Source organism: Solitalea longa (assembly GCF_002920915.1).
Lineage (GTDB): Bacteria > Bacteroidota > Bacteroidia > Sphingobacteriales > Sphingobacteriaceae > Solitalea > Solitalea longa.
This window is the reverse complement of the sequence record NZ_PQVF01000010.1, coordinates 129,932-154,466: the sequence shown is the minus strand read 5'-3', so window position 1 is coordinate 154,466 and position 24,535 is coordinate 129,932. Positions and strand designations below refer to the sequence as shown.

The window sequence follows — 24,535 nt, the reverse complement described above, 5'->3', positions numbered from 1 at the left end:
CGTAGAACTACTGTGTAGTTATTTAATTGTTGATTTTTTTCAATACAATTTGCTCTGTTAGTTTAGCTGAAACAGCAGCATAAAACGCCTTTAGTCCTTCGTATTCATCTGCTAAAAACATGGTTTTATTAAAACTGATAATAGAACGCAGCTGTATTTTATCTCCTACCTGGCCAATTAAATAAGTAAACTTAGCGCCATCTTCTGAAAGGTTATACTTTGCAGGTTTAGGCAACTCCTCTATTGCATACCCCGGAGGAACTGCAACGGTTACCGTTGTTTTAAGATCAGTTAAGGTTGGGTAACTGACCGGATAAGTACGATGCTTGGCCTTAAAGGCATTGCCATTAAAAGAATTAAATAATATTGGGTTGATATAGAGTATTCCCGGAGTATCCTCCGCATCATATTCAAATGACAACTGAGTAACCATTGTGGTATCAATGTTTTCGAGATTCTCTAAACTATAATCAGTGATCGTTAAGCCGGCTACTTTATATTTTCCTTTAACGTAATCATCTTTTGAATTGGCCTCAGCCAGTTGAGCCCTTGTATTTGCTGCAGAATAATCTTTCTCATATACTGTTGCGGTCCCACTTACCTTGCCATTATTAATTGACAAGCTAATGTTAGCTGCTTTAGAGGCAAATACCAGATAATTTTCCAGGTTGATCCATCGGCCCACTCTATTTTCTTCAATTAGGCGGCCTTTACTATTTAAGCAACGCTCAGGTAATAAATAGGCTGGTCTGTAGGGATCGGTGGCGTCCAAAAGTAAATCAGTGCTATCAATTCTAACCGAAGCAATAACATAATTAAAATTATCAATCATAGGATAATACTCATTAACACGGCCATTCTTGCGAGTACTAAGAATAACCGGGTTAGCTGGTAGCCCGGCATCTCTTAACATACCCACTAACAAAAGATTAATGTCGGCAGAACTTCCTGTTTTCTTTTCTAATAGTATTTTCGGAGATTGAGCTGGAAACATTCTGTTTAAGCCATTCCATTTTACAGCGTTCTTTAAGAATAAGGTAAGAGCAAATGATTTACTTACCGGATCGGTGTGTTTAGCAGTAATCTGCTTTATCTTGTCTTTTAAAAAGCCGGTTTGATAAATAGAACTGGTAAAACCATCATCCTCATAAATCACCTTTGTAACTTTTTCCCAATCGCTTAGCACCGGCTTATAAAATGACCCTGGGTATTGAACACCTTTCAATTGAAACTTTACTTTTGAGATATAATCATCAGCAGTTGTAATGTATTGGTCATCTTCAAACGCAGGAACATCTTTCATTACCCAATGATACAAGGTTCCGCCTGTTTCCTCCTTCTTTTCGCTTACAAAAAAAGAATTATACCCCTGGCTTTCTATCCTATAATCATACTGCTGAGGAACTCTGGCCGTGTATTCACTCCAAAGAACAGGATATTTACTCTGAAACTCCCACTCCTTAAAAAAAGTAAATGAATCAGAACGAATTGTATAACTGAATTCTATGACCGCCCCTTCCTTTACATTTGGTAAGGTAAACTTCTTCTTGCGATACCTGGCGTTAACCTTTTCATCAAAAATGGCTTTACTATCGAGTTTAAATTCCACCATTTTACCGTTTTCCAACAAGTACGTTGACCCTTTAATCTGAGTGATAGTTTCATCATCGTACATAATTGCAACAGTCGCTTCGTCCAATGCTGCCTTATTAAAAATTTTAATACGGCAATGGCGCTCATGTACCAGGTTAAAACTGTTAATTGTACTGTTAACATAGGTGTATCCTACATCGGCCAATACAACAGCATTGGCCGTAGAATCCGGGGTATAAACAGGCATCATTAATTCTTCCATCCTTACATTACCGTATTTAATTGTTGGTTTTTGCGCCAAAATGGCAAAAGGAAAGAGAAGGAAAGCTAACAGCAATCCTGATCTGGTTTTCAAACAGTTCATTATTGAGTAGTATTTAAACATTAAGAGTTCTTTATAAAAATTGCATTCAAACGTTTAACAGAGCGATAGATAATGTGGGCTAAAGGTACAGAATAATACCTATTTAAAAACAATCTGCAATTACGGACCAGATATAGTTTAACAAAAAACCCGGCTGTCAACCGGGTTTCATTTAATCGATATTAAACTTGTAACCTATACCTCGTACTGTTTGCAGTAATTGAGGATTTTCGGGATTGTCTTCAATCTTTTTCCGTAAACGAACAATATGCATATCGAGTGTTCGGGTATTCACATCCGAATTATAGCCCCACACCACTTGCATCAATTCATCGCGGTTGATAACCTTACTCGGATTTTTAAGAAAATATAGTAAGATCCTGTTTTCTAAAATCGTAAGCTCGATCTTTTTACCATCAGATGTGATCAGGGAGTGAATGCTTGGATGGTGCTCCATGTTATGGAACTTATGTACCTCGCTTTTATCATGTGTAAGGATAAATTTCACCTTATTATCTAACAAAGCCACCAGCACATCCATATTAAATGGCTTGGTTATATAATCGGAAACGCCAAAGTTATAGGCGTCAATTTTATCCACATCTTGCGCCTTAGCGGTCATCATAATTACCAGGTTTTCAAAATTTTGCTGGCGAAGGGAGGCACAAACCGCAGACCCTTGCTTGCCAGGCAGCATCCAATCCAGTAAAACCACTTCAGGTTCTTCTCTTAATATTAACGCTTCGCCATCAGGTCCGTTGGCGGCCTCAAAAACGGTATAACCTTCTTTCTCTAAACGACTGGCTACCAGAAAACGAAGATTTTCATCGTCTTCAACAACAGCCACTTTTATTTTTTTCTTTTCCATAGACTTAACTGTATAATATTTATGTTCAGTTCTTTTTAAAAGGTAAAACAATTCTAAATTCTGAGCCTTTACCCGGTTTGCTTTTAACGCTTATTTCACCATTCATGAAGTTAACTATTTCTTTGCAAAACGCCAGCCCTATCCCCACGCTTCCATGACGGTTAAACTCATTCTCCACCTTATAGAATTTCTTAAAGATATTTTCCAGTTCCTGTTTTTCAATACCAATTCCCTGATCTACAAACCTAAAGATCAGTTGCTTTCGCTGTCGCTTAATGTTAATATTCAAAAACTTATTGCCTGGATTAGAGTATTTATAAGCATTATCGATCATATTGGTGAAAACGCTGTTAAGCAATACTGCGTCGGTTTCAAATATATCGGCCTCTTCAATACTGTATTCAATATTAAAATCAGGGTATTTAATCTGATAAGCGTCTACCAGATTTTGACAAAACACTTCCAAATTAACATTTGAATATTTCAGTTTGATGGACTTATTTTCGAGCTGAGTAAATGAGAGCAATTTGGTCATTAAATCATTCAGCTTATCAGCTTCTTCATTTAAAATCCTACCATAATTTAAGCGTTCACGTTCAGTTAAGCCATCACTGCTTCTAATATTATCACCGGCTATTTTTATCACACTAACCGGTGTTTTAAATTCATGCGTTAGATTATTGATAAAATCGTATTGCAGTTTAAACAGTTTCTGGTTAATATTCAGGTTTCTAAAAATCAGGTACGCAATAAATAAAACCAAAAGATAAACGATAATAAACCCAATAGCCAGCGGAGTAAAGATCCTGTAGATCTCTTTGCTCAGGTGTTCTTTGGTTGAAATAAAATAAAGCTGATAATCAGAAAACGCCCCAGGTAAAGAGATCCCTGTGGTGTAATAATGCCGCTGATCGGTACTTAATGAATCGAACATAAACGATTTGATCATTATGTTTTGATACAGCTGCGGATTAATATTTTCTATTTTCAGTTTAGTCGGATCGAGATGAAAAACAACCAGATCCTGTTCATATAATGCCGATGGCGCGCGAACTTCATCCGGCGCAAAGAACTCTTTATAAATGGTCAGTTCCTGTCTTCTCGGAACATTTAAAAAGCTAACCTTATTGTCACCAATGGTATAAAAGTTATTGAAGATCTGGCTGTTATCGGGAATTCGGTTGGTGTCGACCTGTTCTACATAAGAAACAAATTTCAATAAAGCCGTACTAAAATCCGTTTCAACAATTGATGGATAATTAAAAACCTGGTACTTTTTACTGTAAAGCAATTCAGGCTTTTTATTCCTTTCATATTGATAGATCGATTTAAACTCAGCTGAAAAATGGTCTTTAGTTAAACCGGTACTTATACGATGATTACTGATCTCGAGGTCGTAGAACACCATCGATTGTGTGAATGGATAAGTTTTGAAAAGGCTTCTGGATATCTTATGAACAGAAACTGAATCCAAAAAACCCTGATATAGCGAAAACTTAGGAACATCGTTATTTAAAAAATCATTGTATGGCTCAATGGTTTTATCAAGCACCTTAGCTTTTTCACTATCAAATTGCCCTTCAACAAATTTTTGCGTGAATTTATAGGAAAGGAAAAGCGCTAAAATAAATGACAACGAAATAAGGATAAAAAAACTGGTGATTAACACCAGGTTTTGCCGATATGTACTTTTCTGTTGTGATCTAGCTTCCAAATCAGAAATTCCTATTTCTTTAAATTGTCATTAAAAAACTGCTCCATTGTTTTATAGAGTTCAATGCGATTTTCCTGTTTCATGAAGTAGGTTCCCTCATTTTGTTTCAGGATGTATTTTACATCTATATTTTGCTTCTGCAAGGTTTTTACCAGCTGACTGGTTTCCTGTGTATTTACCCGCGGATCTTTGGCTCCCTGGGCTACCAATAACGGAACCTTGATCTTTTCGGCATGAAATATCGGCGAAACTTCTCGCAATGCATCTGCCTCCGTTTCCGGATTCCCCACCAACTCATAATACATGCCCTGCATCGATTTATAATAGGGAGGAATATCTTTCAGGTAGGTAAATAAATTAATGATACCACAATAGGAAACCCCACATTTATACATTTCTGGATTTTTAATACAGCCTACCAAGGCAGAATACCCTCCAAAGCCATTCCCAAAAATGCCAATCCTGCTCGAATCTGCCACACCGCTTCGAATCAACCAAAGGGCACCATCGGTAATATCATTCTGCATTTTGCCGCCCCACTCTTTAAACGAAGCCTGATAAAATGCTTTTCCATAACCTGTTGATCCTCGGTAGTTCATCTGCAATACCGCATATCCCCTGTTGGCTAAAAACTGAACTTCAGCATTGTAACCCCATTTATTTCTAGTCCATGGACTAGAACCACCGTGAGGCATAATGATTGCCGGCAAATTCTTCGCCTCTTTACCCTTAGGCAAGGTCAAATATCCATGAATTGTAAGTCCATCTCTCGATTGATAGGAAATTGGTTTCATTTCAGCCATTTCCTGTTCCTTGATCCAGGGAGAGATATCACTTAGTTTGCTCAGTTTATCAGAATTGATCTCATATAAATAATAGGTTCCCGGATTTCTGTCGCTGTAGGTCCTTACCAGGAATTTCTCTTCCATTTTATCCATCCCGGTGATCCAAAGGTCTTTACCAGGAAGTTTTTTAGAGATATTGTTATAAAAACAAGCCGATGGCTCATCCAAAAAGTGAACCTCGTATTTCCAGGTGGTGTAGCCGGCCCAAAGCAGCTTTTTTAACCGTTTCGAATAGCCGACTTCGGCAACATCTACATCTTTGTTTTCATAAACTGTTTTGATCTCTTTACCTGTTTCCAGGTCAAATTCCACCAACGCAGTTTTATCTCTGCCAATATTTGATAGTGCATAGATATGTTTATTGCTATCAAACGAAAAACACTGTGGCTCTAAATTTTCATCAAATTGTACACTTCGAACCACTTTAAAAGGCATGTCTTCCTCCGGACGGTAGAGCAAACGGTCGTTCACACCATCGGTTTCTACAGCCAGTAAAAGTTTTCCTTCATGATCAGCCATCCAATAATTGATATTCCCCGGATTCTCGGCAATGATCTTCAGCTCACCGGTTTCCATGTTCATTCGGTACGCATCAAACTTTTTCGGATCCCGTTTATTAAGTAATAACAATATGTTGCCGTCGTCCATTACATCAATCAAACGCACTGTAACATCCGGATAAGGCGTTATATCCTGGTTTTTAGTACCATCTTTACGCACAGCATAAAGGTGATAGCGTTCATCACCATTATTGTCTTTTAAATAGATCAGTTGATTATTTCCAGCCCACCAATATTTCATGATGGCATTTTCGCTTTCAGAAGTTACCTGGGTAATCTCGTTAGTGTTGAGTTTTTGAACAAAGAGATTTAAACGGTCTTTATAGGGTTGAAGAAAAGCAATGTACTCTCCATCAGGAGAAAGACGAAAAAAGGTGCGTTCGGGATTCTTGAAAAAATCAGCGATAGGTATCTCTCGTACTGCTGTTTTCTTATCGCATGCCCCCAGCATCCCCACCAGTAAAAACAATACGCATTTAAAAAATACCTTCATAAAGTTTATATTCCTTATTTATTCTAATTTTGCAAAATCGTGTTAAAAATAGTTAAAATTGAAAGGCCCAAATCGAGCTGTAACAACAATTTTACCCCTAAAAAGCAATAATATTACGGCTTTAAGGCGCCTGTAACAAGGAAACTACATAAACTCGCATATTATTAAATTAACCCAACCTTGACCACCGTAGAAGAAGTTTTATTTTCAATAAACCAACAATTCACTCCTTCTAAACGAATTGTTCGCATGGAATTGGCCGATGCATTAAACATGTTTTTGGCCGAAGATCTGCTATTACCCGAAAAGCAAAATATATATAATCACGCTAATTTTGCCACTTACGAAACCACACTTAAACGTGGGACCTTATTACGGGCCTATGAATTGGGTATTTTGCATAAACTTGATATCGAACAAGTAAACGTATACAAAGCCGTAGAGGTTTGTATTCAACCAGTATATACTCATCTTTATCCTACTAAACCTATTATTTCACCCATTATAAAAAGTTTAATTAAAGACTTTAATGGGGTAAATACAAGCATGGAGCCCATGTTAATCATGGAAAGTCCGGATGTTGATCTTCAAATCAAAAACTTAATTGATCGTTGCGACATCATTATGCTCACAGGTTACGACCATCATCAGCTTATACCTAAGTTCGAGCAATTTGGCATTAAATTCATAATTAACAAAATAAGTCAAACTCCGGGCGAAAAAACCCTTATCGGTTTTCACGATCATAAAATAGTTTTCTTCTTACCCGAAGAACAAACCGGGGCTTTAATTAGTGCCGAAATATATGGCCGCGCAGCTATATTGAAATCACTCGGAAAGACATTTCAACTGACTAAGGCAACTTCAGCCAGCAACTACGAAAACAATACATCATATACCCATTTCTCCATTGGTCGCTATTCGGTTTTCGACAAAGACGTAATTGTAAACTTTCAGCAAAAAGTTGATGAAATAATCCTTACCGATTATGCCAACGCAAACTGCTATGTAAGAATTTTACCAAAAAGCACTGTTGTAAAAGGCTCAATGGTTGAAATCATTCCATTTATTGGCAACTGATAATTTGGAGAAAAAGAATTTTATAACAAGATTGTTTAATATTTTTACAGATATGCGTCAGCTTGTTATTTATATCGTTTTAATTCTTTTTCCGGTAGTTGTTTTTGCTCAAAAAAACATGGATGAGGCCCTTGCTCAGGATTTCTTGCGCAATGGCGATTATCAGAAAGCGGCCGATCTTTATGAAGATGTTTATAGCAAGACTGGTTCTGAAAGCAGTTACAGCAACCTGATTAACTGTTTATTAAAGCTTAAACAGTTCGACAAAGCCGAAAAAATAGCAGCAAAACAAGTTAAGAGAAACCCTGGCATTTTACGCTTTCAGATTGACTTGGGGAACGTTTACAAGCAAAGCGGAAATTCAAGTAAGGCCAAAGAGCAGTTTAATAAGGCGATCAATGACATCAGCCCTGATATGTTTATTATTTCTGAAACAGGCCAGAAATTTTATACAATAGCGGAGTTTGATTACGCCATTCAAACCTTTAAAAAAGGCCGACAGGTAATGGGTAATGAAACTTTATTTACCTACGACCTTACGCGGCTTTATAATTTAAAACAGGATAAAACAGCTGTGATTGAAGAAGCATTGCTGCAATTATCGGTTAATCCTACTTTTTTGAGCCAGGCCAAGAGTATTTTATCCAGCTCTTTACAGGAACCAAAAGATTTTGAAACGCTAAAGAACGTTTTACAACGGAAGATAAATAAAGAAGGTCAGAGTCCCGACTTAGCGGATCTAACAATATGGCTGTATTTGCAACAAAAAGACTTTAACCAAGCCTTGGAGAAAGCCATTGTTTTTAACAAAGTCTTAAATGAAGATGGTGAACGTTTGCTCACTGTTGGTGAAGTTGCTGCAAATGCCGAACAGTATGACATTGCCATAAAAGCATTTGCGACCATTACTTCCCTTTCTCCTAAAAGTCCTTTATTTGATGAGGCCAAAATGGCCTTTATCAGCACAAAGAATAAAAAGATCGTTGCCGGAAATTATAAACATGAAGACATTCTTTCATTGGAAAAAGATTATGAACAGGCGATAGCCGAGTTTGGAAAAAATAATGAGACCCTTTACATGGTAAGAGGTTTGGCCCATCTTAAAGCTTACTACCTGCAAAAAACCGATGAAGCCATTGCATTACTTGACGATGCCATTAAAACTCCCCGTATTTCTTATGCTGTTCAGGCACAGTGCAAACTCGACCTTGGGGATATTTACGTGATTTCGGGAGATATTTGGGAGGCCACTTTATTATACGGACAGGTTGACAAAGCTTTAAGAGATAATCCGATGGGGCAGGAAGCTCGCTTTAGAAGTGCGCGACTTTCATTCTGGAACGGTGATTTCGATTGGGCGAAGGCACAGTTGGACGTGTTAAAAGCTTCTACATCACAGCTTTTTGCAAATGATGCTTTAAACCTTTCGTTGCTTATTGGCGATAATTTAGGCCCTGACAGCACAAATAAACCCTTAAAAATGTATGCACACGCTGACCTTGAAATCTTCAAAAATCAATTGGCCGGTGCAAAAACTACACTCGACAGCTTAAGAGCGATTTATCCCGGTCATCCGTTAGAGGATGATATTTTAATGGCAGAATCGAAGATCTCTTTAAAAAAAGGGCTGTACAGTGATGCCGCTAAAACATTAACTGAAATTATTGAGCGATTTAACTACGATATTTGGGGCGATGACGCCTTGTTTATGCTAGCCGACCTGAATGAAAATCAACTCAACAATAAACAAAAAGCCCAGGAACTGTATGAACGTTTGTTAACACAATTCCCAGGCAGTTTATATGTTTTGGAAGCCCGAAAACGCTTCCGTTCTTTACGGGGCGATATACTTAATTAAACAATACATTCTTTAGTATATCCTGGTTTACATGTTTGAATTTTTGTGGGCCCACACTTTTTCTTCTTTCCATCACTTCTTTCCATGTAGTTAAGATAAACCCTTCATCTTCCAAAAACTTCCGAAATTTAGGGTCGATCATTGCCAGCATATCACCTTTTCTCCTGTCGCCCGACCCTGAGAACTCTTTGTAAGCATCGGTGGTTTTAGTGCAATGCATAATCACCATTGTTAAACCCGGTTTAAGCTTGTTTAAACTTTCTTCATACTGCTCCCTGAACCATTTTTGAAGGTTTTCGTCCGTATTTCCCATGTCTGAAGGAAAATTCCATTCATAGCTCATTCCATTTAAATCATCCAACACCGGCAAACCCGAGTTCCAAACTTTACGTCCTACACTCCGGGCAAGCTTCATTATTGAGTTTAGTTTCTCTACAGGTTGAGCTCCTGCATAGCTAAATTGCGAATCCTTTAACTTCGACAGATCATGCATTTTTACCTGTGCCAAAAGCATTGTATTATGGCCGCCCGGAAACATAATGGGGATATTCTCTTTCCGGCCAATTTTCATGTATTTCATAAGATAACCCGGCTTTGAAAAAACCGTTCCCATGTGTGAATCGAGATGGGTAGGATTAAAGCCCATTTTACGAGCCTTAGCTATTTGAGCTTTTATTTCGCGGCCCACTTCTTTAGAGCTGGCGTGTTTGCGAACCAGATCAACATCTCTCCACAAACAACCTTCCTTGTCAGTTAAACCCGGCACTCTTTTCTGCCCGGCCACTGGTCCCCAGCGATAGGTGCTCCATTCAGATGTTAAGGTTATATGTAAGCCTGCATCAATGGTAGGATTTTCCTTAATGTACTTAACCATTGGAGGAACCCAAGGGCATGGCATCATTACACTCAATGAATTAGCCACACCATTTTCAATAGCTTCAATTGTACCCTGGTTGGAGTCAAACGACATACCGGCATCATCAACATGTAAAATAAGCACACGATCCCCCTTCTTCCACCCTAGTTTTTCGGCATATGTTTGTTGAGCTTTAAGGGATAAGGGACCTATAAACAGGACGCAGAAAGACAGCCAAAAAAATTTGACGATATAAAGAAGTCGCGTAAACATAAGGCAGTAAATTGAGAGGGTGTCCTTTAAATTTAATAAATTTTAAGCAAATTTTTATCTTTCAGACTAACTGAAAACAGCATTTTTTTCAGTGTTTTTTTAAAATTATCTCAGGAATTAAATTCGTTACTTCCGCCTATTTTTCTAATTTTTGTATCAAATTTTAAATCGATGGTACAATTTAATGTGACTATAAATATTGAAGCGGATGTTGTTGAGGAGTTTTTAGTGTGGATGCGCGACAAACATATTCCTGATGTAATGAACACCGGCATATTTAAATCTTATAAAATAGCTGAACTCATAGCTCCTGTTGAACCTGAGCAGGTAGGTACTACCTTCTCTTTTCAATATTTCTGTGAAACCATGAATGATTATTTCAGATACGAAAAGGAATTTGCGCCTTCGCTGCGCCAAGAAGTTACTGAAAAATATGGCTCTAAGATAGTTGCCTTCCGTTCGGTAATGGAAATCCTTGCCGAAGGATAATTCATTCAATTCATTTTTCAATAATACATACACCATTTATGAAAATTACTCATACGCCTATTGATGGCTTGGTAATTATTGAGCCACGGGTATTTAATGACGCCCGAGGTTATTTTTTTGAAAGCTATAATCAGCATACTTTTAGGGAAGCCGGTATTGATGCGAATTTTGTTCAAGACAATCAGTCTAAATCACAAAAAGGCACATTACGCGGACTGCATTTTCAGGCTCCTCCTTTTGCTCAAGGCAAGTTAGTAAGGGTTATTCAAGGCAGAGTACTCGACATTGCTGTTGACATCAGAAAAAATTCTCCAACCTTCGGACAGTATTACAGCATTGAATTAAGCGGTGAAAACCAGGTTCAATTTTGGATTCCGGAAGGATTTGCCCATGGTTTTATCACACTTGAAGATGATACCATTTTCAGCTATAAGTGCACTAATTTTTACAATAAGGCCTCTGAAGGTGGAATTATTTGGAATGATCCAGATCTGAATATTAATTGGGGAGAAGTTGATGTTCTGGTTTCAGAAAAAGATGAAATTCTCCCCAAATTAAAAGACTTTACAAGTCCGTTTTAAAAAACTAAAATATTAATTTGACAGATAACGTCCGGGAATGGAATTCTCGGGCGTTTCTGCATTCCATGTAACATTCATTATGCGCCATGTCTGGCCGTCATACATGAGCTGTAAGCTATTAATACCTCGTTGAAATGGTTGGCTATCATCTTGCTTATAAAGCGATTGATAAGTAGAAAACACCTGGGCCATATTACCGTAAATATCAGTTTTTCTTGAGAGCTCTTTCTCAAAGAAACCCTGATCTTTTGTTAATTTCCCAAGCCCTATAAGGTACTGATCAACGGAAAGTACACGTACTGCAATCTTTTTTTCTTTATTAATAAAAACAGGCATTAAACGAGCATCAGAAATAAATAACGACCGTATTAATGCAGTGTCCCTTTGTTGCCCTGCCGGTCCTGATATAGAGGAGTATAATTGCTTGATCACTCTGTCCAAAGTTTCTTCTTTTGACTGTGCCTTAACAAAGGCAAATGAACTTAGCAGAAATAGAAGTAAACAGAACCTTTTCATGTATACAAAAATTAATTTTTAGTTTGCAGCAAATTATACAGCTCATCCAGCTTAGGTGAAAGGATAATCTCTATCCTCCGATTTTTGCTTTTTGCTTCTGGTGTATTCTCTGTTAGTAAGGGGTTATATTCGCCTCTACCAGCCGCTTCCACTTTTATTGGCTCTAACTTTTGAGCCTCGGTCAGGTACCTAACAACTGATGTAGCCCGTAAAACACTTAAGTCCCAGTTATCTTTAATTTGTCCTAAGTTGCGAACCTTAGCATTGTCTGTATGACCTTCAACCAAAATATTGATATCGGTTTGTGTTTTAAGCACCTTCGACAGTTCATCAAGCGCTTCTTTACCCTTTGCATCAATAACAATGCTACCAGTATCAAATAATAATTTGTCGGTTAAGGAAACGTACACCTTACCGTCTTTAACAGACACCGTTAAACCGCTTTCAGCAAAGCCTAATAACGCTTTTGATAGTTTCTGTTGTAAGGCCTTGGTTGCTTCATCCCTGCTTTTTAAAATGGCCTCTACTTCACGCAGGTTTTTTTCACGTGCTGCCAGATCTGATGAAAGCTTCTTAATTTCTCCGGTACTGTTATTCCGTAATACGGTATAGTCTTTAAACAATTGTTCATTTTGCTCCTGCGCTAATCTTAATTGATCTCCTAAATTCGAAGTATCTCCTTTCAATTTATTAGCAACTGCAACAAGGCTGTCTCCTTTGGTGTTACAGTTTACAAGGGTGTTTTGTAATGAATCTCGTTCCGACATTAGTTTGCGGTAATCTTTCTTACTTAAGGCAACACAAGAGGATAACCCAATAACCGAAACTAAAACAATGGCTGGTAAAATTGTTGATCTACGCATAAACAAATTTATTTGTGGTCTAAAATAAATAAACCATTCTTCTGATTGATTAGTGTGAATAAAAAAAACAGCGACAGAAAATGAGTTTCCTGTCGCTGTTATACTATTTTGAATGCCTTTATGATCCTATGGCATTAAATAAAAACTGATTAAACGGATAAACTTCCTTCCAAACGTTCACTACCTGCTCAACAGCGTTTTTACCTAGAAGTGCTTTTTGATCTAATTCATTAGAAACAGTGAAGCTTTTCAGCTTTAACAATTCAATTTCAGGATGATCAGCCGGATATCCTTTGGGAGCAGTTTTCAACTTGCCCTCTTCATCAAGCTTATTGAAATACTGCTTAAAGGCTTTCGCTTCAATTATTACCTTAAAATCGTGGGTATTGTAATCGATTTCTTGTCTGATCGCTTTAATATGTTCGGCTTCGGGCATCCAATATCCCCCGGCAGCAAAACAGGTTGCCGGTTCAATGTGCAAGTAATAGCAAGGACCGTTAACTCCTTTTCCCATTGAACTAACAACAATACCAAAGTTCTTTTTATAGGGCAATTTATCCTTACTGAAACGAACATCGCGGTAAATCCGCATTACACATTGTTTCGCCTTTATCCCGCTAACTGCAGGATCAATTTCAGCAAGTTTAACCAATACAGCATCTACAAAGTCTTCTACGTTTTGCTTTGCCATATCGTAGCGCTTCTTGTTTTCCATAAACCAGTCGCGGTTATTATTTTCGGCAAGCTCTTTTAAAAAATCAAAGGTAGTTTGCTGTAGCATATTTTTTATTTCGAATAGGATGTATCAAACTTAATTGGTGAAAACCAATGCAACATTAACACTCTGCCATAGCGAAAGTTTATCGGCATAAACAAAAAAATTGCTCCTATGATTATGCTCAGATATACCCAAGGCGAAGGATCTCCTAATAAAAAATAAGTGGCAATGCCAAGGGTGACACTTTGTGCCACATTAAGGGCATAACTTAAATACATACCGCCCCAAAAAAAGCCGGGCTCAATTTCAAAACGTAAACCACACACCGGGCAGTTTGAATGCATCTTTTGATACGCTATTAGGTTGTAAGAAGGATGAACGAACATATTCCCCTGATGACAACGAGGACATTTTTGTTGAACTATTGCTTGAAACTTAGAAATGGCCATTATACGGATTGGTTATTAAACTCCTGCAATATGAATCGGTCAATAAATAAAACAGGACTACAAATGAAAAATCGAAGAGTGACCTCTTCGACTAATTTAAATTAAGCTCTTGATCAGGAATATTGATATTAACGTTTTTACGTCGGTAATTACGATACCACATTAAACCAACCCCTGCAACAGCAATATATGGTGCTGCCAATAAATATAAAATACCGTTATTAAGTCCGGTTCCTGTTTTCCCACCCTTTTCTATTGATGATTCAACAGATGATTTACACATAGGGCATTGAGCTTTAGATGACTCCGGAAGCATGCCGATAAGTATAAATGCAAACAGTAATGCAACAACCGTTTTTTTCATCATAACTCTTTTAATAACTTCAAAAATAACCATTTATGAACTTAAAATGTTTGCTATTTTAAATAATAAGGCGAAATTAACAGATAAACTACCACACCGGTAATGGTTACATATAACCAGATCGGGTAACTCCAACGTGTGATCTTACGATGCTTTGTCACCTCCATTTTAAGTCCCCAGTAAAATGAAAGCAATACCATTGGTAAAACAAGGGCCGCTAAAACAATATGAGTAATTAAAATGATCAGGTATACAGTTCGTCCTGAACCAGCCTTTGTTAGTTCTGCGGGATCAACAATTCCATCACCATTCAAGTCTCCGAATTTAGCTTCTTGGGGAGCCAGCCAGTGATAAGTGATATACGATACCAGGAATAAGCTTGAAAGGAAGAAAGCAGTAAGATTTAACTTTTTATGAACTGCAATATTCTTTTGTTTAATAAAATACAGTGAAAGCAACAGAAGAACACTACAAGTTCCGTTAATAAAGGCATTAAGTTTGGGTAAAATTAAAATAGAAGAAGGATCAACTGCGGGTGCAGGCAAAACTTTCCGATTCAACAATACCACCACCACAAATACAAATACCGATACACCGGCAACAATTCTGAATAATAATTTTTCTGACATCTTCTATTGGATAAAAGAACAAAGAGACAGGAATCAGGATCCATTTTACAACCTAGCCAATCATTTGTAAAAACTAAATCCTAAATCCTAATAGCTAAATCCTTACTTAAGTTTTTTATCGTCTTCTTCTCTGATCAACTCTACTGTTAAAACTTTAACCTCATCCATTAACGTATCAATGTTATAACGGTTCTCCATTCTATAAAAACCCCGAATGCGATGATGTTGATCGAGCATAATAAACCTGCGTGAAGCAGTATATTTTTTTGTTAAACTGTCGATTTTCACCTCGTTCAATAAATACTGTTGTTGAGCAATACTGCCCAATGAATCAATTGGAGCGTAAATTACTTTCCAATTGTCGTTTTTATTGCTATCCACCAGCCATTGATTATTGGCTGCGTAGGTTACAAATTGAAGTTTAGGGTTCTTCTTAAAGTAGTCGACCAAGCGCCAGGTTTGCTCATTAGCGGCCTTATTTCCAAAGGCATCGTCGGTTAACAGAAAATTTGCCATTATGATCTTACCTGTATCGGCCGATGGATAATAGCTAATCGTGTGATAAATGGTATCCTGAATTTTTCTTCCCTTCTTTAAATGAAAAGTAGAAGCCACTTCTTTAGGTCCATAGACCGGAAGTGGCTTATACATATTCTGACCCGATTTTAACAAGAAATAAGTTATAACCGGAAGAAGAAACACGAAAAACAGGATAACGGCTTTTTTAGAAAGACTTATCCTTGTATTCATTGTTACTTAATTGCAAATAATAAATAGTTACCTTCTATAATCATTAAGGCCACAAAATACACCAAAAATACAATTGGCAATACTACACTAATAATAAGCCCGACTTTCTCGAACTTTAAGTGCATGAAATAAGCCACGATATAAGCCGCTTTAACAATGGTTAAGGCGATATAAACAAAGTTTGCGATTTCTTGTGAAAACCAATGGTGAGGCAAAGCATATAATGCTATAAAGAACTCAACAAGGGTTACACCCAATAAAATAAAGAACACTTTCCAGATCAATGATTTAGTCATTGAGGCATGCTCTCCGTGGTGTTCGTGTGATACAGTAGTTTCGTGTGCTGACATTTTATATAAAATTTCAGAAGTTAACAGATTAAACTAAATAGAACAGGGTAAAAACGAATACCCAAACAAGGTCTACAAAGTGCCAGTACAAACCAACTTTTTCAACCATTAAATAATGACCACGACGCTCATAAGTGCCTAATAATACGTTAATGGTAATAACGATATTGATCACCACACCGGTAAATACGTGGAACCCGTGGAACCCGGTAATTACAAAGAATAATTGACCGAATTGAACAGCACCTGTAGAACCGTCGGCATTAATGAATGGATTGTGGTGAAGGGTCATTCCTTCGTGCATCAGGTGAGACCACTCCCAAGCCTGACAACTTAAGAACGTAATACCACCCAAAATAGTCCAAAACATCCAGTTTAAAACTTCTTTTCTAGAGTTACGATGACCGGCTTCTACTGCCAACACCATGGTAACTGAACTGGCAATAAGGATGAATGTCATAATACCCACGAATACCAATGGATATTCGCCATGCTCAACTCCCGGAACCGATCTAAATACTACATCAGGATCAGGCCAGCTATGGCTTTTAAAGCGCATTGCGCCGTAAAAAATCAATAATGCCGAAAAAGTAAAGACGTCTGACAAGAGGAAAAACCACATCATCAGCTTGCCATACTCAACCGAGAATGGAGACTTTCCACCGCTCCAAGCACTCGATTTAACTTCTTCTTCTAAGTGTGCAACAGTACTCATTAGTTAAATTTTAGTGGTTCAAAAGTAAAAAAACGTATAAATAAATCCATAAAATGTCAAGAAAATGCCAGAATATAGAGGCCAGCTCTAATCTTAACATATTCTTAACCTGGGCAATATTACGGTAAACACCAATTAGCGGCGCTAATAAAACTGCAATACCTGCAATTATGTGTGCTCCGTGCAAACCCGATATTACATATAAGAACGAGCCTGAAGGATTTCCGACAAAATAAACCCTCTCGGCAACCAACTGCTTCCACGAAAGTAGCTGGCAAATAAGAAATGCAATACCCAGCACTATTGTTAACCAAAGAGCCATTTTTTGGCTGGCAAAGTTCAACTTCTTACCTGAAAGATAAGCCCAGTGCATGGTGGCGCTGCTGGCAATAATTAACACTGTCGACAACATGAACAAACTAGGCAACTCAAATTCCACCCAGTTACCCTCAGCCCTTCTAACAATGTAGCTTGATGTAAAAGCCGCAAACAACATAATGCTTGCAACAATAAACAGCCACATTACAAATTTTATAGGACGGATGTTCAGTTTAGTTTCTTCTGTATTCATCACTATATCTTGCATAACTTAAATCTTATCTATTAACATCATTACCTGAATTACCGTGATATACAGGAATCCAGTTAGCATCACTTTCTTGGCCGATACGGCATCACAATTCTTAACCAGCTTGTACGCCGGATAGAGTCCCCAAACACCCATTACAATCGCCGAAATCAAATAAATTACGCCAACATAGTGAAAGCTATACAAAAGCACACTCACCGGAATCTGGATGATTGATGAAGCCATGATCCAATAAGCACTTGCTTTAGTAGTTCCCGATAATGATGGTAGTAAGTAAAATCCGGCTTTATTATAATCTTCGTTCAACAACCAGGCGATCGCCCAAAAGTGCGTGAATTGCCAAACAAACTGAACTGCGAACAATAAACCTGGCTCCATACCAAAATGGTTAGCACTGGCAACGTAGCCTAATAAAGGAGGCATTGCTCCCGGAATTGCTCCTACAAACACAGCCAAACGCGATACCTGTTTCAAAGGCGTATAAATAAACGCATATGAAAGCAAGGAGAATATGCCAAAGAACGCAGTAAGATAATTTACCTGGTAACCCAGAATTAAAATACCTGAAATACCCATTAACAAACTCGCTATAAGCGCTTCAACTACCGACATGCGACCCGAAGGTAATGGACGATTTTGTGTACGCTTCATGAATTTGTCGAGGTTGCGTTCCAAAACCTGGTTAAACCCATTGGCTGATCCTGTTACCAGAAATCCTCCAATTATTAATGAAATAAACTTTGACCAATCCATTATCTCCACCCCTTTGTCGGCATAGAGATACGAAATAGCAGCCGTAAACACGACAAGAGAGCTCAAACGCATTTTTACCAATGACGAATAATCGGCATACTTGGCAGCAATTACGGTTGATATATCGGCCCTAACTGATTTTTCTAACAACACTTTTCTTATACTTTAACAGCAACACTACCTGTCGCTTTAATTTTTAACAAAAACAATACAGCCCAAAACTGTAATCCAAACAATAAACAGCCAAAAACAAGGTGCAAGGCTTGAAATGCCGGAGGCAATGCCATCCATGCTAAAACTACCCCGGTTAAAATTTGAAGCAATACTAATACTGCATTGTATTTAAACACCGATGCGAACAAATCGTTACCTGTTTTTCGGCCCCAAACAAAAAGCATTACAGTTAATAATAAAACCACTATGGCTAATTCGCGGTGCGAGAAAAACAGCCACCCTACTCTACTTACCCATTGCTCACGACCTGCTTGATTCAATACAGCCGAGATCTCATCAATAACTTCTCTTACCTGTGTGCCCAAAAGCATTTGAACAACGGTAAGCAGCATTAATACGATGGTAGCCCATTTGATTCGTTTTACATTAACCCCATCAAAGTCGGTATGCATTAATTTTCTCGCTCTGGCTATTTCATAAATAATTATGTAAAGAGCCAAAATAATCAACGCTACTAACATATGAATGGTAACCATATAAGCTTTAAGGTTACTTTCAACAACTTTAGCCCCGAGCCAGCCTTGAAATCCAATTAGAAATAAATTAAAAAGACTTAGCCAAAAGACTTTCTGCTTGTTTGTTTTAATAAACTGAATTGCAAAAATTACCGTTGCAATTGCGCCAAAACCTAAAAGAACACCCGTAAGCCTGTTTACATACTCTGTCCAGGTATGATACACATTAAACTTTGCATAATCATGCTTGGTGTATTTCTCCCAATCATTTGGGTTGAAATCCTTTCCTGTAGTAAAATCTTGCTTTGCTTTGTACAGCGCCTCGTTCCAAATTACGATATAACCTTTCTTAAAGGATTTCCCTTCAGAAAAGGTTAATTCATCAATGGTTGTAGGCGGAATATAATGTCCGAAACATTTAGGCCAGTCGGGGCAACCCATACCTGAACCTGTACTTCTTACCACCCCGCCGGCAATAATTACCAAAAAGGTGAGCACTATGGCCGTAACACAAACTGATAAGAATTTTCTTTCGGATTTACTCTGCATTGTAAGGATAAAAGTTTGGGTAGCGTCAACCGATGTTTACGCTACCCAAATTTTTTAATATTTAATTAGCCTGTGGAGCATTTTGCTCTACTGCAGCCGATACATTTTTTGGCTGATAATACTCATGCACAAACTGTGATTCGTCTCCGTGGAAACCGAAATCGTGAGGAGTATTAGAGCTTACCGTTTCTGACAATGGAACTGTTTGAGGAATGAAATCCTCTTCAGCACCTGGTTTACTATAGTCATATGGCCAACGGTAAACTGCAGGAATTTCACCTGGCCAGTTGCCATGGAAATGTTCTACTGGAGTAGTCCACTCTAAAGTATTTGAGTGCCAAGGATTTTGCGGAGCACGTTTACCTTTAAAGATGTTTACAAAGAAGTTATACAAGAATAAAACCTGCGCCACAGCACCTAAAATAGCTGCAAGCGTAATGAATTTATTCAAGGCGATCCATTTGGTAAACATTTCAAACTCAGTAAAGGTATAGTAACGACGAGGAACGCCATCCAAGCCCATAAAGTGCATTGGGAAGAATACCAGGTACGCTGAAATGAATGTTAAGTAGAAGTGTAAATAACCTAACTTGTTATCCATCATTCTACCAAACATTTTTGGATACCAATGATAAACACCAGCCAACATACCGAAGATAGCCGAACAACCCATTACGATGTGGAAGTGAGCTACTACGAAATACGTATCGTGTAAGTTAATATCAATTGAAGGGTTACCTAACCATAAACCGGTTACACCACCAGTGATAAAGAATGAAACCAAACCAATAGCGAACATCATGGCTGGGGTAAACTGAATGTTACCTCTCCAAAGTGTTGCTAAGTAGTTAAAGGTTTTTACTGCTGAAGGAACCGCAATGATCAACGTTGTAAACATGAACACCGAACCTAAGAACGGATTCATACCGGTTACGAACATGTGGTGACCCCAAACGATAAACGAAAGGAAGGAAATACCTAAGAAAGAACCAATCATTGCACGGTAACCGAAGATAGGTTTACGTGAATTAGTTGAAATAACTTCCGAAGTAATACCTAAGGCAGGCATAATAATGATGTATACCTCAGGGTGACCTAAGAACCAGAACAAGTGCTGGAACAGGATCGGGCTACCACCGCTGTTTGGTAATGCTTCGCCACCGATATAAATATCAGATAAATAGAAGCTGGTACCGAAACTACGGTCGAAGATTAAAAGGATAACAGCTGCAAATAATACAGGGAATGATAACAAACCTAAAATTGCAGTTAATAAGAAACCCCAGATGGTTAATGGCATGCGAGTCATCGACATACCTTTAGTACGCATGTTTAAAATGGTACTGATATAGTTGATACCGCCCAATAAAGATGAGGCGATGAACATTGCCATTGAGATCAACCACATTGTCATACCTGTTCCTGAACCAGGCATTGCTTTAGGCAACGCTGACAAAGGAGGATAGATAGTCCATCCCGGACCTGCAGGACCAGTTTCAACGAAGAATGAACAGATCATTACCACGCTGGCCGAGAAGAAGAACCAGTATGAAAGCATGTTCATGAATGGAGAAGCCATATCTCTTGCTCCAACCTGATAAGGGATCAATAAGTTAGAGAAGGTACCACTTAAACCAGCCGTTAACACGAAGAATACCATGATGGTACCGTGAATGGTTACCAATGAAAGGTAAAATGCCGGATTTAAACGGCCTCCTTCGCCCCATTTACCTAAAATTACTTCTAGTAAAGGAAACTCTTTATCTGGCCATGCTAATTGAATACGGAAAAGAATCGACAGTATCATACCGATCACCCCCATGATGATACCGGTGATCAGGAACTGCTTGGCAATCATCTTGTGGTCCATACTGAAAACGTATTTAGACAAGAATGATTCATGGTGATGCCCGTGAGCATCGTGGCCATGAACATCGTGATGATGAACTGCCTCAGGAGAAATAACTTGAGAAGCCATATTAATAGTATTTTTCGCTCTAATTACTTAATGTTAATTGCCAATGTTTTATCTGCTGCTTTAGTAGAATCAGCTTTTGTTGAATCAGCCGGAACTGCTGTTGGAGCAGCAGGTGCTTCAGCCGGAGCAGGTTTTTCATTTTTCTTCACCCAGAAAGGTGTTTGATCTTTTAACCAAGCTCTATACTCTTTATCGCTAACTACTTTAATCACAAACTTCATATTGAAGTGTGATGCACCGCAAATTTTATTACAGTACAACAGGTAATCAAACTTAGCATCATTTACTTTCGAACGCATTTCATTAGTAGTAATGGTTGGAGTGAAAGTAAAGTAAGTGTTCATACCTGGTACACAGTTCATTTGCACGCGGAAATGCGGCATATAAGCCGAGTGGATCACGTCTTTAGCGCCAAACTGGAACTGAACTGTTTTATTTACCGGCAATACAATTTCTTGAGGAAAAAAGTCGTCATGTGAAGTTTTATCGTCAAATTTAACACCTAACACATTGTCGCCGCCAATTAAACGATAGTTACGTGGACCAAGCAAGTTATCTTTACCAGCATAACGAACGGTCCATTTAAACTGCTCAGCTACTGCTTCAACTTTGATAGCGTCTTTTAAGTCACCAGGGTACATAATGCTGGTCCAGGTTTTCCATCCGAAGAAAACAAGGATACTCAACACTACCGCCGGAACCATCGTCCAGATTTTCTCCAGATTATCATTGTGAGGATAGTAGTAAGCTCTTTTGTTTTTACGACCTCTGTATAGGAATAAATAAGTAAACAATACACAGTGTGTTAAAACAAATACGGTAAAGGTGATGTAAAAAGTTACATGCAATAAATTATCGGTTTGAACCCCATGTTTAGAAGCAGGATCAGGTAAGAGCCAACCTCCATGAGCATTCAATTCCCAGAAAGCACCGTAAAGTCCTAAGAAACCAATTACCAAAATGATGGAAGCATTAATGGAGTTCCAGTTAAGACCTTTCTTTTTGGTAGCAGAAGCCGTTAGTTCGTAAACTTTTAAAGCACGACCAACAACTCCTAAAATAAAGCCTGCAGCTACGAACATTAAAATGTAGAATGCAACGGTAAGCCACATTTCAGTGCGGGCAGCAGCCTTAGCTGCGTCAGCACCTGCCTCTGCAGTTGCAGTCTGCGCCATTGCTACATTGGTGTACAATGTAGCGATAGCGGCAGAAGCAAATAAGGAAATTTTTTTAAGTATCGACATATTAAATTATAACGCTTAGATATTTGGAATATGATGGTGAGTACTTTCTTCGAAATACGGGTGGTTTTTTGGAGCAAGAGGAGCTCTGCTTAAACCTTTTAACATTAAGAAGGCGAATAAACCGGCAAAGCCAATCAGGGTACCGAACTCATAATAGCTAAAGCCTCTGTGTCCATGTACTGTACCTGGCATTACCATCACATAGTAATCTAACCAGTGACCTACTAAGATGATAATAGCTGCTAACTTCATTCTCTTAAAGTTACGCTTGTTATCACTTGTCATCAATAATAAGAATGGCACTAAGAAACAGATAACGATATCTAACCAGAATAAGAATTTATATTCAGGTTCCCAACGATTAACAAAGTATGTTAACTCCTCTGGAATGTTTGCGTACCAAATCAATAAGAACTGACCAACCCAGGTATAAGTCCAGAAAATAGTGAATCCGAACATCAACTTACCTAAGTCATGCAATTGGCTGGTATTGAACCATGGCAAATGACCACTTTCTTTTAAAAGGATAGCTGTTAAAGCGATAGCCGAAAGACCAGTCACCCAAAGAGCCGCTAAGTTCCACCATCCGAACATCGTTGAGAACCAATGAGCCTCAACAGACATCATGGTATCGAACGCGAATAATGGGAAAGTAAAACCGAAGATCACACAGAAGATTGCGCTGAACTTAATGCTTTTGTTATAGCTTTCCATTCCGCCTTCAAGGTCTTCTTTCAGGGTTAATTTTCTTAACATGTAAGCAAACAATCCCCAAACGATTACGTAAAGAGCAGTACGCGTTACAAAGAAAGGCACATTTAACCAAGCTGATTTACCATCAATTAACGGATCATAATTAGGGCTATTAGGATCAGTAAGGCCTGGAGCATTCCAGTGCTCATAAAGATTATGTGTTGATAAACCACCAAAAATTACAGCGAATAAAATAACACCCGCGAAAGGAATTACGGTAGTAAAAGCACTAGGGATACGAAGAATGCTGGTAGCCCAACCTGCATTAGCCACATACTGAATGGCTAAGAACATCATTCCCGCAAAGCTTAAACAGGTCATGTAATAAGCACAAACCAATAGGTTAGCCCAGGTACGGTGAGGATCTCCAATTATAAAGCCGGCAGCAATACACACCACACCAATAACAATGGCTATAAGACTATAAGTTTTGGCTTTTCCTGAAAACTCAAATTGTTTTGAAGTATCTAGTTGCATTGAATTTTAATTTAAAGTCCAAAAATTATTGTTGTTGAAGATATTGAACGTATTGAATAATTTTCCAACGCTCTTCTTTACTTAGCTGTGAAGCATGAGAACCCATTGCTCCTTTACCATAAGTAATTGAGTAGAACATTTTACCTTCAGGCAAATTTTTAAGTAAAGCCGAATTGTAAGCCGGAGGAGCAGGGAAACCTGCCTTTGCCACAACGTTACCATCAGCCATACCTGTTTTACCATGACAGTGTGAACACATATTCAGGAACAAACGTTTACCTTCTTCTAAATTCTCATTTGTATGTGCAAGCGGGCTTTTTAATTCAAGGCCTGCTGCTTCATATCCTTCCGGAGTATGAGGATAATGAAATACTTCGTAGTTTGTTGGAATTGTACCCTCAACCGGAGTTTGAGCTGTTTTGCCATCGGCAAATACAGAATTCTTTTGATCCGGGTTATAAGCGATCGGACGGTACATCTGTGGCGCATACTCCAATCCCGGGTCACGTTTAACCTTTGAGCAAGATGTTAAAACAACTGCAGCGGCTAAACCCATTACTAAAACGCCTCTCATT

Annotated in this window: 25 protein-coding genes; 4 read left to right on the top strand and 21 right to left on the bottom strand. The window is 38.3% G+C overall.

Going from position 1 to position 24,535, the window contains the following annotated elements:
- Window positions 1-22 precede the first annotated feature (22 nt).
- The 4 genes from C3K47_RS14805 to C3K47_RS14790 form a co-directional block, all read right to left on the bottom strand.
- A complete protein-coding gene (locus tag C3K47_RS14805) occupies window positions 23-1,957 on the bottom strand; it encodes a DUF3857 domain-containing protein (RefSeq protein ID WP_165784708.1) in 1,935 nt (644 codons plus the stop codon).
- Window positions 1,958-2,129: 172 nt separating this feature from the next.
- On the bottom strand, window positions 2,130-2,825 hold the full coding sequence (locus C3K47_RS14800) for a response regulator transcription factor (protein ID WP_103789955.1): 696 nt from the start codon (window positions 2,823-2,825) through the stop codon (window positions 2,130-2,132).
- A 25-nt stretch (window positions 2,826-2,850) separates the two neighbouring features.
- A complete protein-coding gene (locus C3K47_RS14795; protein WP_103789930.1) occupies window positions 2,851-4,539 on the bottom strand; it encodes a sensor histidine kinase in 1,689 nt (562 codons plus the stop codon).
- Between the two features lie 11 nt (window positions 4,540-4,550).
- Window positions 4,551-6,437: a S9 family peptidase gene (locus tag C3K47_RS14790; RefSeq protein WP_103789929.1), complete on the bottom strand. Its 1,887-nt coding sequence runs from the start codon at window positions 6,435-6,437 to the stop codon at window positions 4,551-4,553.
- Window positions 6,438-6,617: 180 nt separating this feature from the next.
- Here C3K47_RS14790 and C3K47_RS14785 point away from each other — a divergent pair, with 180 nt between their 5' ends.
- Window positions 6,618-7,517, top strand: a complete 900-nt coding sequence (locus tag C3K47_RS14785) for a molybdopterin-binding domain-containing protein (protein WP_103789928.1) — start codon at window positions 6,618-6,620, stop codon at window positions 7,515-7,517.
- A gap of 52 nt (window positions 7,518-7,569) precedes the next feature.
- Window positions 7,570-9,375 carry a tetratricopeptide repeat protein gene (locus C3K47_RS14780; protein WP_133159395.1) on the top strand — a complete coding sequence of 602 codons (1,806 nt, stop codon included), beginning with the start codon at window positions 7,570-7,572 and terminating at the stop codon, window positions 9,373-9,375.
- Here the strand turns inward: C3K47_RS14780 and C3K47_RS14775 are convergent.
- The gene (locus C3K47_RS14775; RefSeq protein WP_103789926.1) at window positions 9,368-10,504 is read right to left on the bottom strand and encodes a polysaccharide deacetylase family protein; all 1,137 of its coding nucleotides are present in this window, start codon (window positions 10,502-10,504) and stop codon (window positions 9,368-9,370) included. The genes C3K47_RS14780 and C3K47_RS14775 overlap by 8 nt on opposite strands.
- Window positions 10,505-10,675: 171 nt before the next feature.
- On the opposite strand from C3K47_RS14775, the gene C3K47_RS14770 reads away from it, so the two are divergent.
- Both C3K47_RS14770 and rfbC read left to right on the top strand, forming a co-directional pair.
- The gene (locus tag C3K47_RS14770) at window positions 10,676-10,993 is read left to right on the top strand and encodes a DUF4286 family protein (protein WP_103789925.1); all 318 of its coding nucleotides are present in this window, start codon (window positions 10,676-10,678) and stop codon (window positions 10,991-10,993) included.
- 38 nt (window positions 10,994-11,031) lie between these two features.
- Complete coding sequence (rfbC, locus tag C3K47_RS14765) at window positions 11,032-11,574, top strand: dTDP-4-dehydrorhamnose 3,5-epimerase (RefSeq protein ID WP_103789924.1); 543 nt, start codon at window positions 11,032-11,034, stop codon at window positions 11,572-11,574.
- A gap of 12 nt (window positions 11,575-11,586) precedes the next feature.
- On the opposite strand, the gene C3K47_RS14760 is transcribed toward rfbC, so the two are convergent.
- The 16 genes from C3K47_RS14760 to C3K47_RS14685 all read right to left on the bottom strand — a co-directional run bounded on the left by C3K47_RS14760 (window position 11,587) and on the right by C3K47_RS14685 (window position 24,534).
- A complete protein-coding gene (locus tag C3K47_RS14760; protein WP_103789923.1) occupies window positions 11,587-12,090 on the bottom strand; it encodes a hypothetical protein in 504 nt (167 codons plus the stop codon).
- A gap of 11 nt (window positions 12,091-12,101) precedes the next feature.
- Complete coding sequence (locus C3K47_RS14755) at window positions 12,102-12,953, bottom strand: OmpA/MotB family protein (protein ID WP_103789922.1); 852 nt, start codon at window positions 12,951-12,953, stop codon at window positions 12,102-12,104.
- 118 nt (window positions 12,954-13,071) lie between these two features.
- On the bottom strand, window positions 13,072-13,734 hold the full coding sequence (locus tag C3K47_RS14750) for a DUF2461 domain-containing protein (RefSeq protein ID WP_103789921.1): 663 nt from the start codon (window positions 13,732-13,734) through the stop codon (window positions 13,072-13,074).
- Between the two features lie 5 nt (window positions 13,735-13,739).
- Window positions 13,740-14,120: a DUF983 domain-containing protein gene (locus C3K47_RS14745; protein WP_103789920.1), complete on the bottom strand. Its 381-nt coding sequence runs from the start codon at window positions 14,118-14,120 to the stop codon at window positions 13,740-13,742.
- A 91-nt stretch (window positions 14,121-14,211) separates the two neighbouring features.
- Window positions 14,212-14,517, bottom strand: coding sequence for a hypothetical protein (locus tag C3K47_RS14740; protein ID WP_243392561.1), 306 nt, complete (start codon window positions 14,515-14,517; stop codon window positions 14,212-14,214).
- Between the two features lie 20 nt (window positions 14,518-14,537).
- Complete coding sequence (locus tag C3K47_RS14735) at window positions 14,538-15,113, bottom strand: DUF420 domain-containing protein (protein WP_103789919.1); 576 nt, start codon at window positions 15,111-15,113, stop codon at window positions 14,538-14,540.
- Between the two features lie 102 nt (window positions 15,114-15,215).
- Window positions 15,216-15,863: a hypothetical protein gene (locus C3K47_RS14730; protein ID WP_103789918.1), complete on the bottom strand. Its 648-nt coding sequence runs from the start codon at window positions 15,861-15,863 to the stop codon at window positions 15,216-15,218.
- Window positions 15,864-15,865: 2 nt separating this feature from the next.
- Complete coding sequence (locus C3K47_RS14725; protein ID WP_103789917.1) at window positions 15,866-16,213, bottom strand: cytochrome C oxidase subunit IV family protein; 348 nt, start codon at window positions 16,211-16,213, stop codon at window positions 15,866-15,868.
- 28 nt (window positions 16,214-16,241) lie between these two features.
- Window positions 16,242-16,928 carry a cytochrome c oxidase subunit 3 gene (locus C3K47_RS14720; protein ID WP_103789916.1) on the bottom strand — a complete coding sequence of 229 codons (687 nt, stop codon included), beginning with the start codon at window positions 16,926-16,928 and terminating at the stop codon, window positions 16,242-16,244.
- A 10-nt stretch (window positions 16,929-16,938) separates the two neighbouring features.
- The gene (locus C3K47_RS14715) at window positions 16,939-17,514 is read right to left on the bottom strand and encodes a cytochrome c oxidase subunit 3 (protein ID WP_103789915.1); all 576 of its coding nucleotides are present in this window, start codon (window positions 17,512-17,514) and stop codon (window positions 16,939-16,941) included.
- Between the two features lie 3 nt (window positions 17,515-17,517).
- Window positions 17,518-18,423 carry a heme o synthase gene (gene cyoE, locus C3K47_RS14710; protein WP_103789914.1) on the bottom strand — a complete coding sequence of 302 codons (906 nt, stop codon included), beginning with the start codon at window positions 18,421-18,423 and terminating at the stop codon, window positions 17,518-17,520.
- Window positions 18,424-18,428: 5 nt separating this feature from the next.
- Window positions 18,429-19,508: a COX15/CtaA family protein gene (locus C3K47_RS14705; protein WP_103789913.1), complete on the bottom strand. Its 1,080-nt coding sequence runs from the start codon at window positions 19,506-19,508 to the stop codon at window positions 18,429-18,431.
- 61 nt (window positions 19,509-19,569) lie between these two features.
- On the bottom strand, window positions 19,570-21,486 hold the full coding sequence (locus C3K47_RS14700; RefSeq protein WP_207765310.1) for a cytochrome c oxidase subunit I: 1,917 nt from the start codon (window positions 21,484-21,486) through the stop codon (window positions 19,570-19,572).
- Between the two features lie 23 nt (window positions 21,487-21,509).
- Window positions 21,510-22,730 carry a cytochrome c oxidase subunit II gene (locus C3K47_RS14695; protein ID WP_103789912.1) on the bottom strand — a complete coding sequence of 407 codons (1,221 nt, stop codon included), beginning with the start codon at window positions 22,728-22,730 and terminating at the stop codon, window positions 21,510-21,512.
- 15 nt (window positions 22,731-22,745) lie between these two features.
- A complete protein-coding gene (locus tag C3K47_RS14690) occupies window positions 22,746-23,960 on the bottom strand; it encodes a quinol:cytochrome C oxidoreductase (RefSeq protein ID WP_103789911.1) in 1,215 nt (404 codons plus the stop codon).
- 25 nt (window positions 23,961-23,985) lie between these two features.
- The gene (locus tag C3K47_RS14685; RefSeq protein WP_243392560.1) at window positions 23,986-24,534 is read right to left on the bottom strand and encodes a c-type cytochrome; all 549 of its coding nucleotides are present in this window, start codon (window positions 24,532-24,534) and stop codon (window positions 23,986-23,988) included.
- Between the last annotated feature and the right edge of the window lies 1 nt (window position 24,535).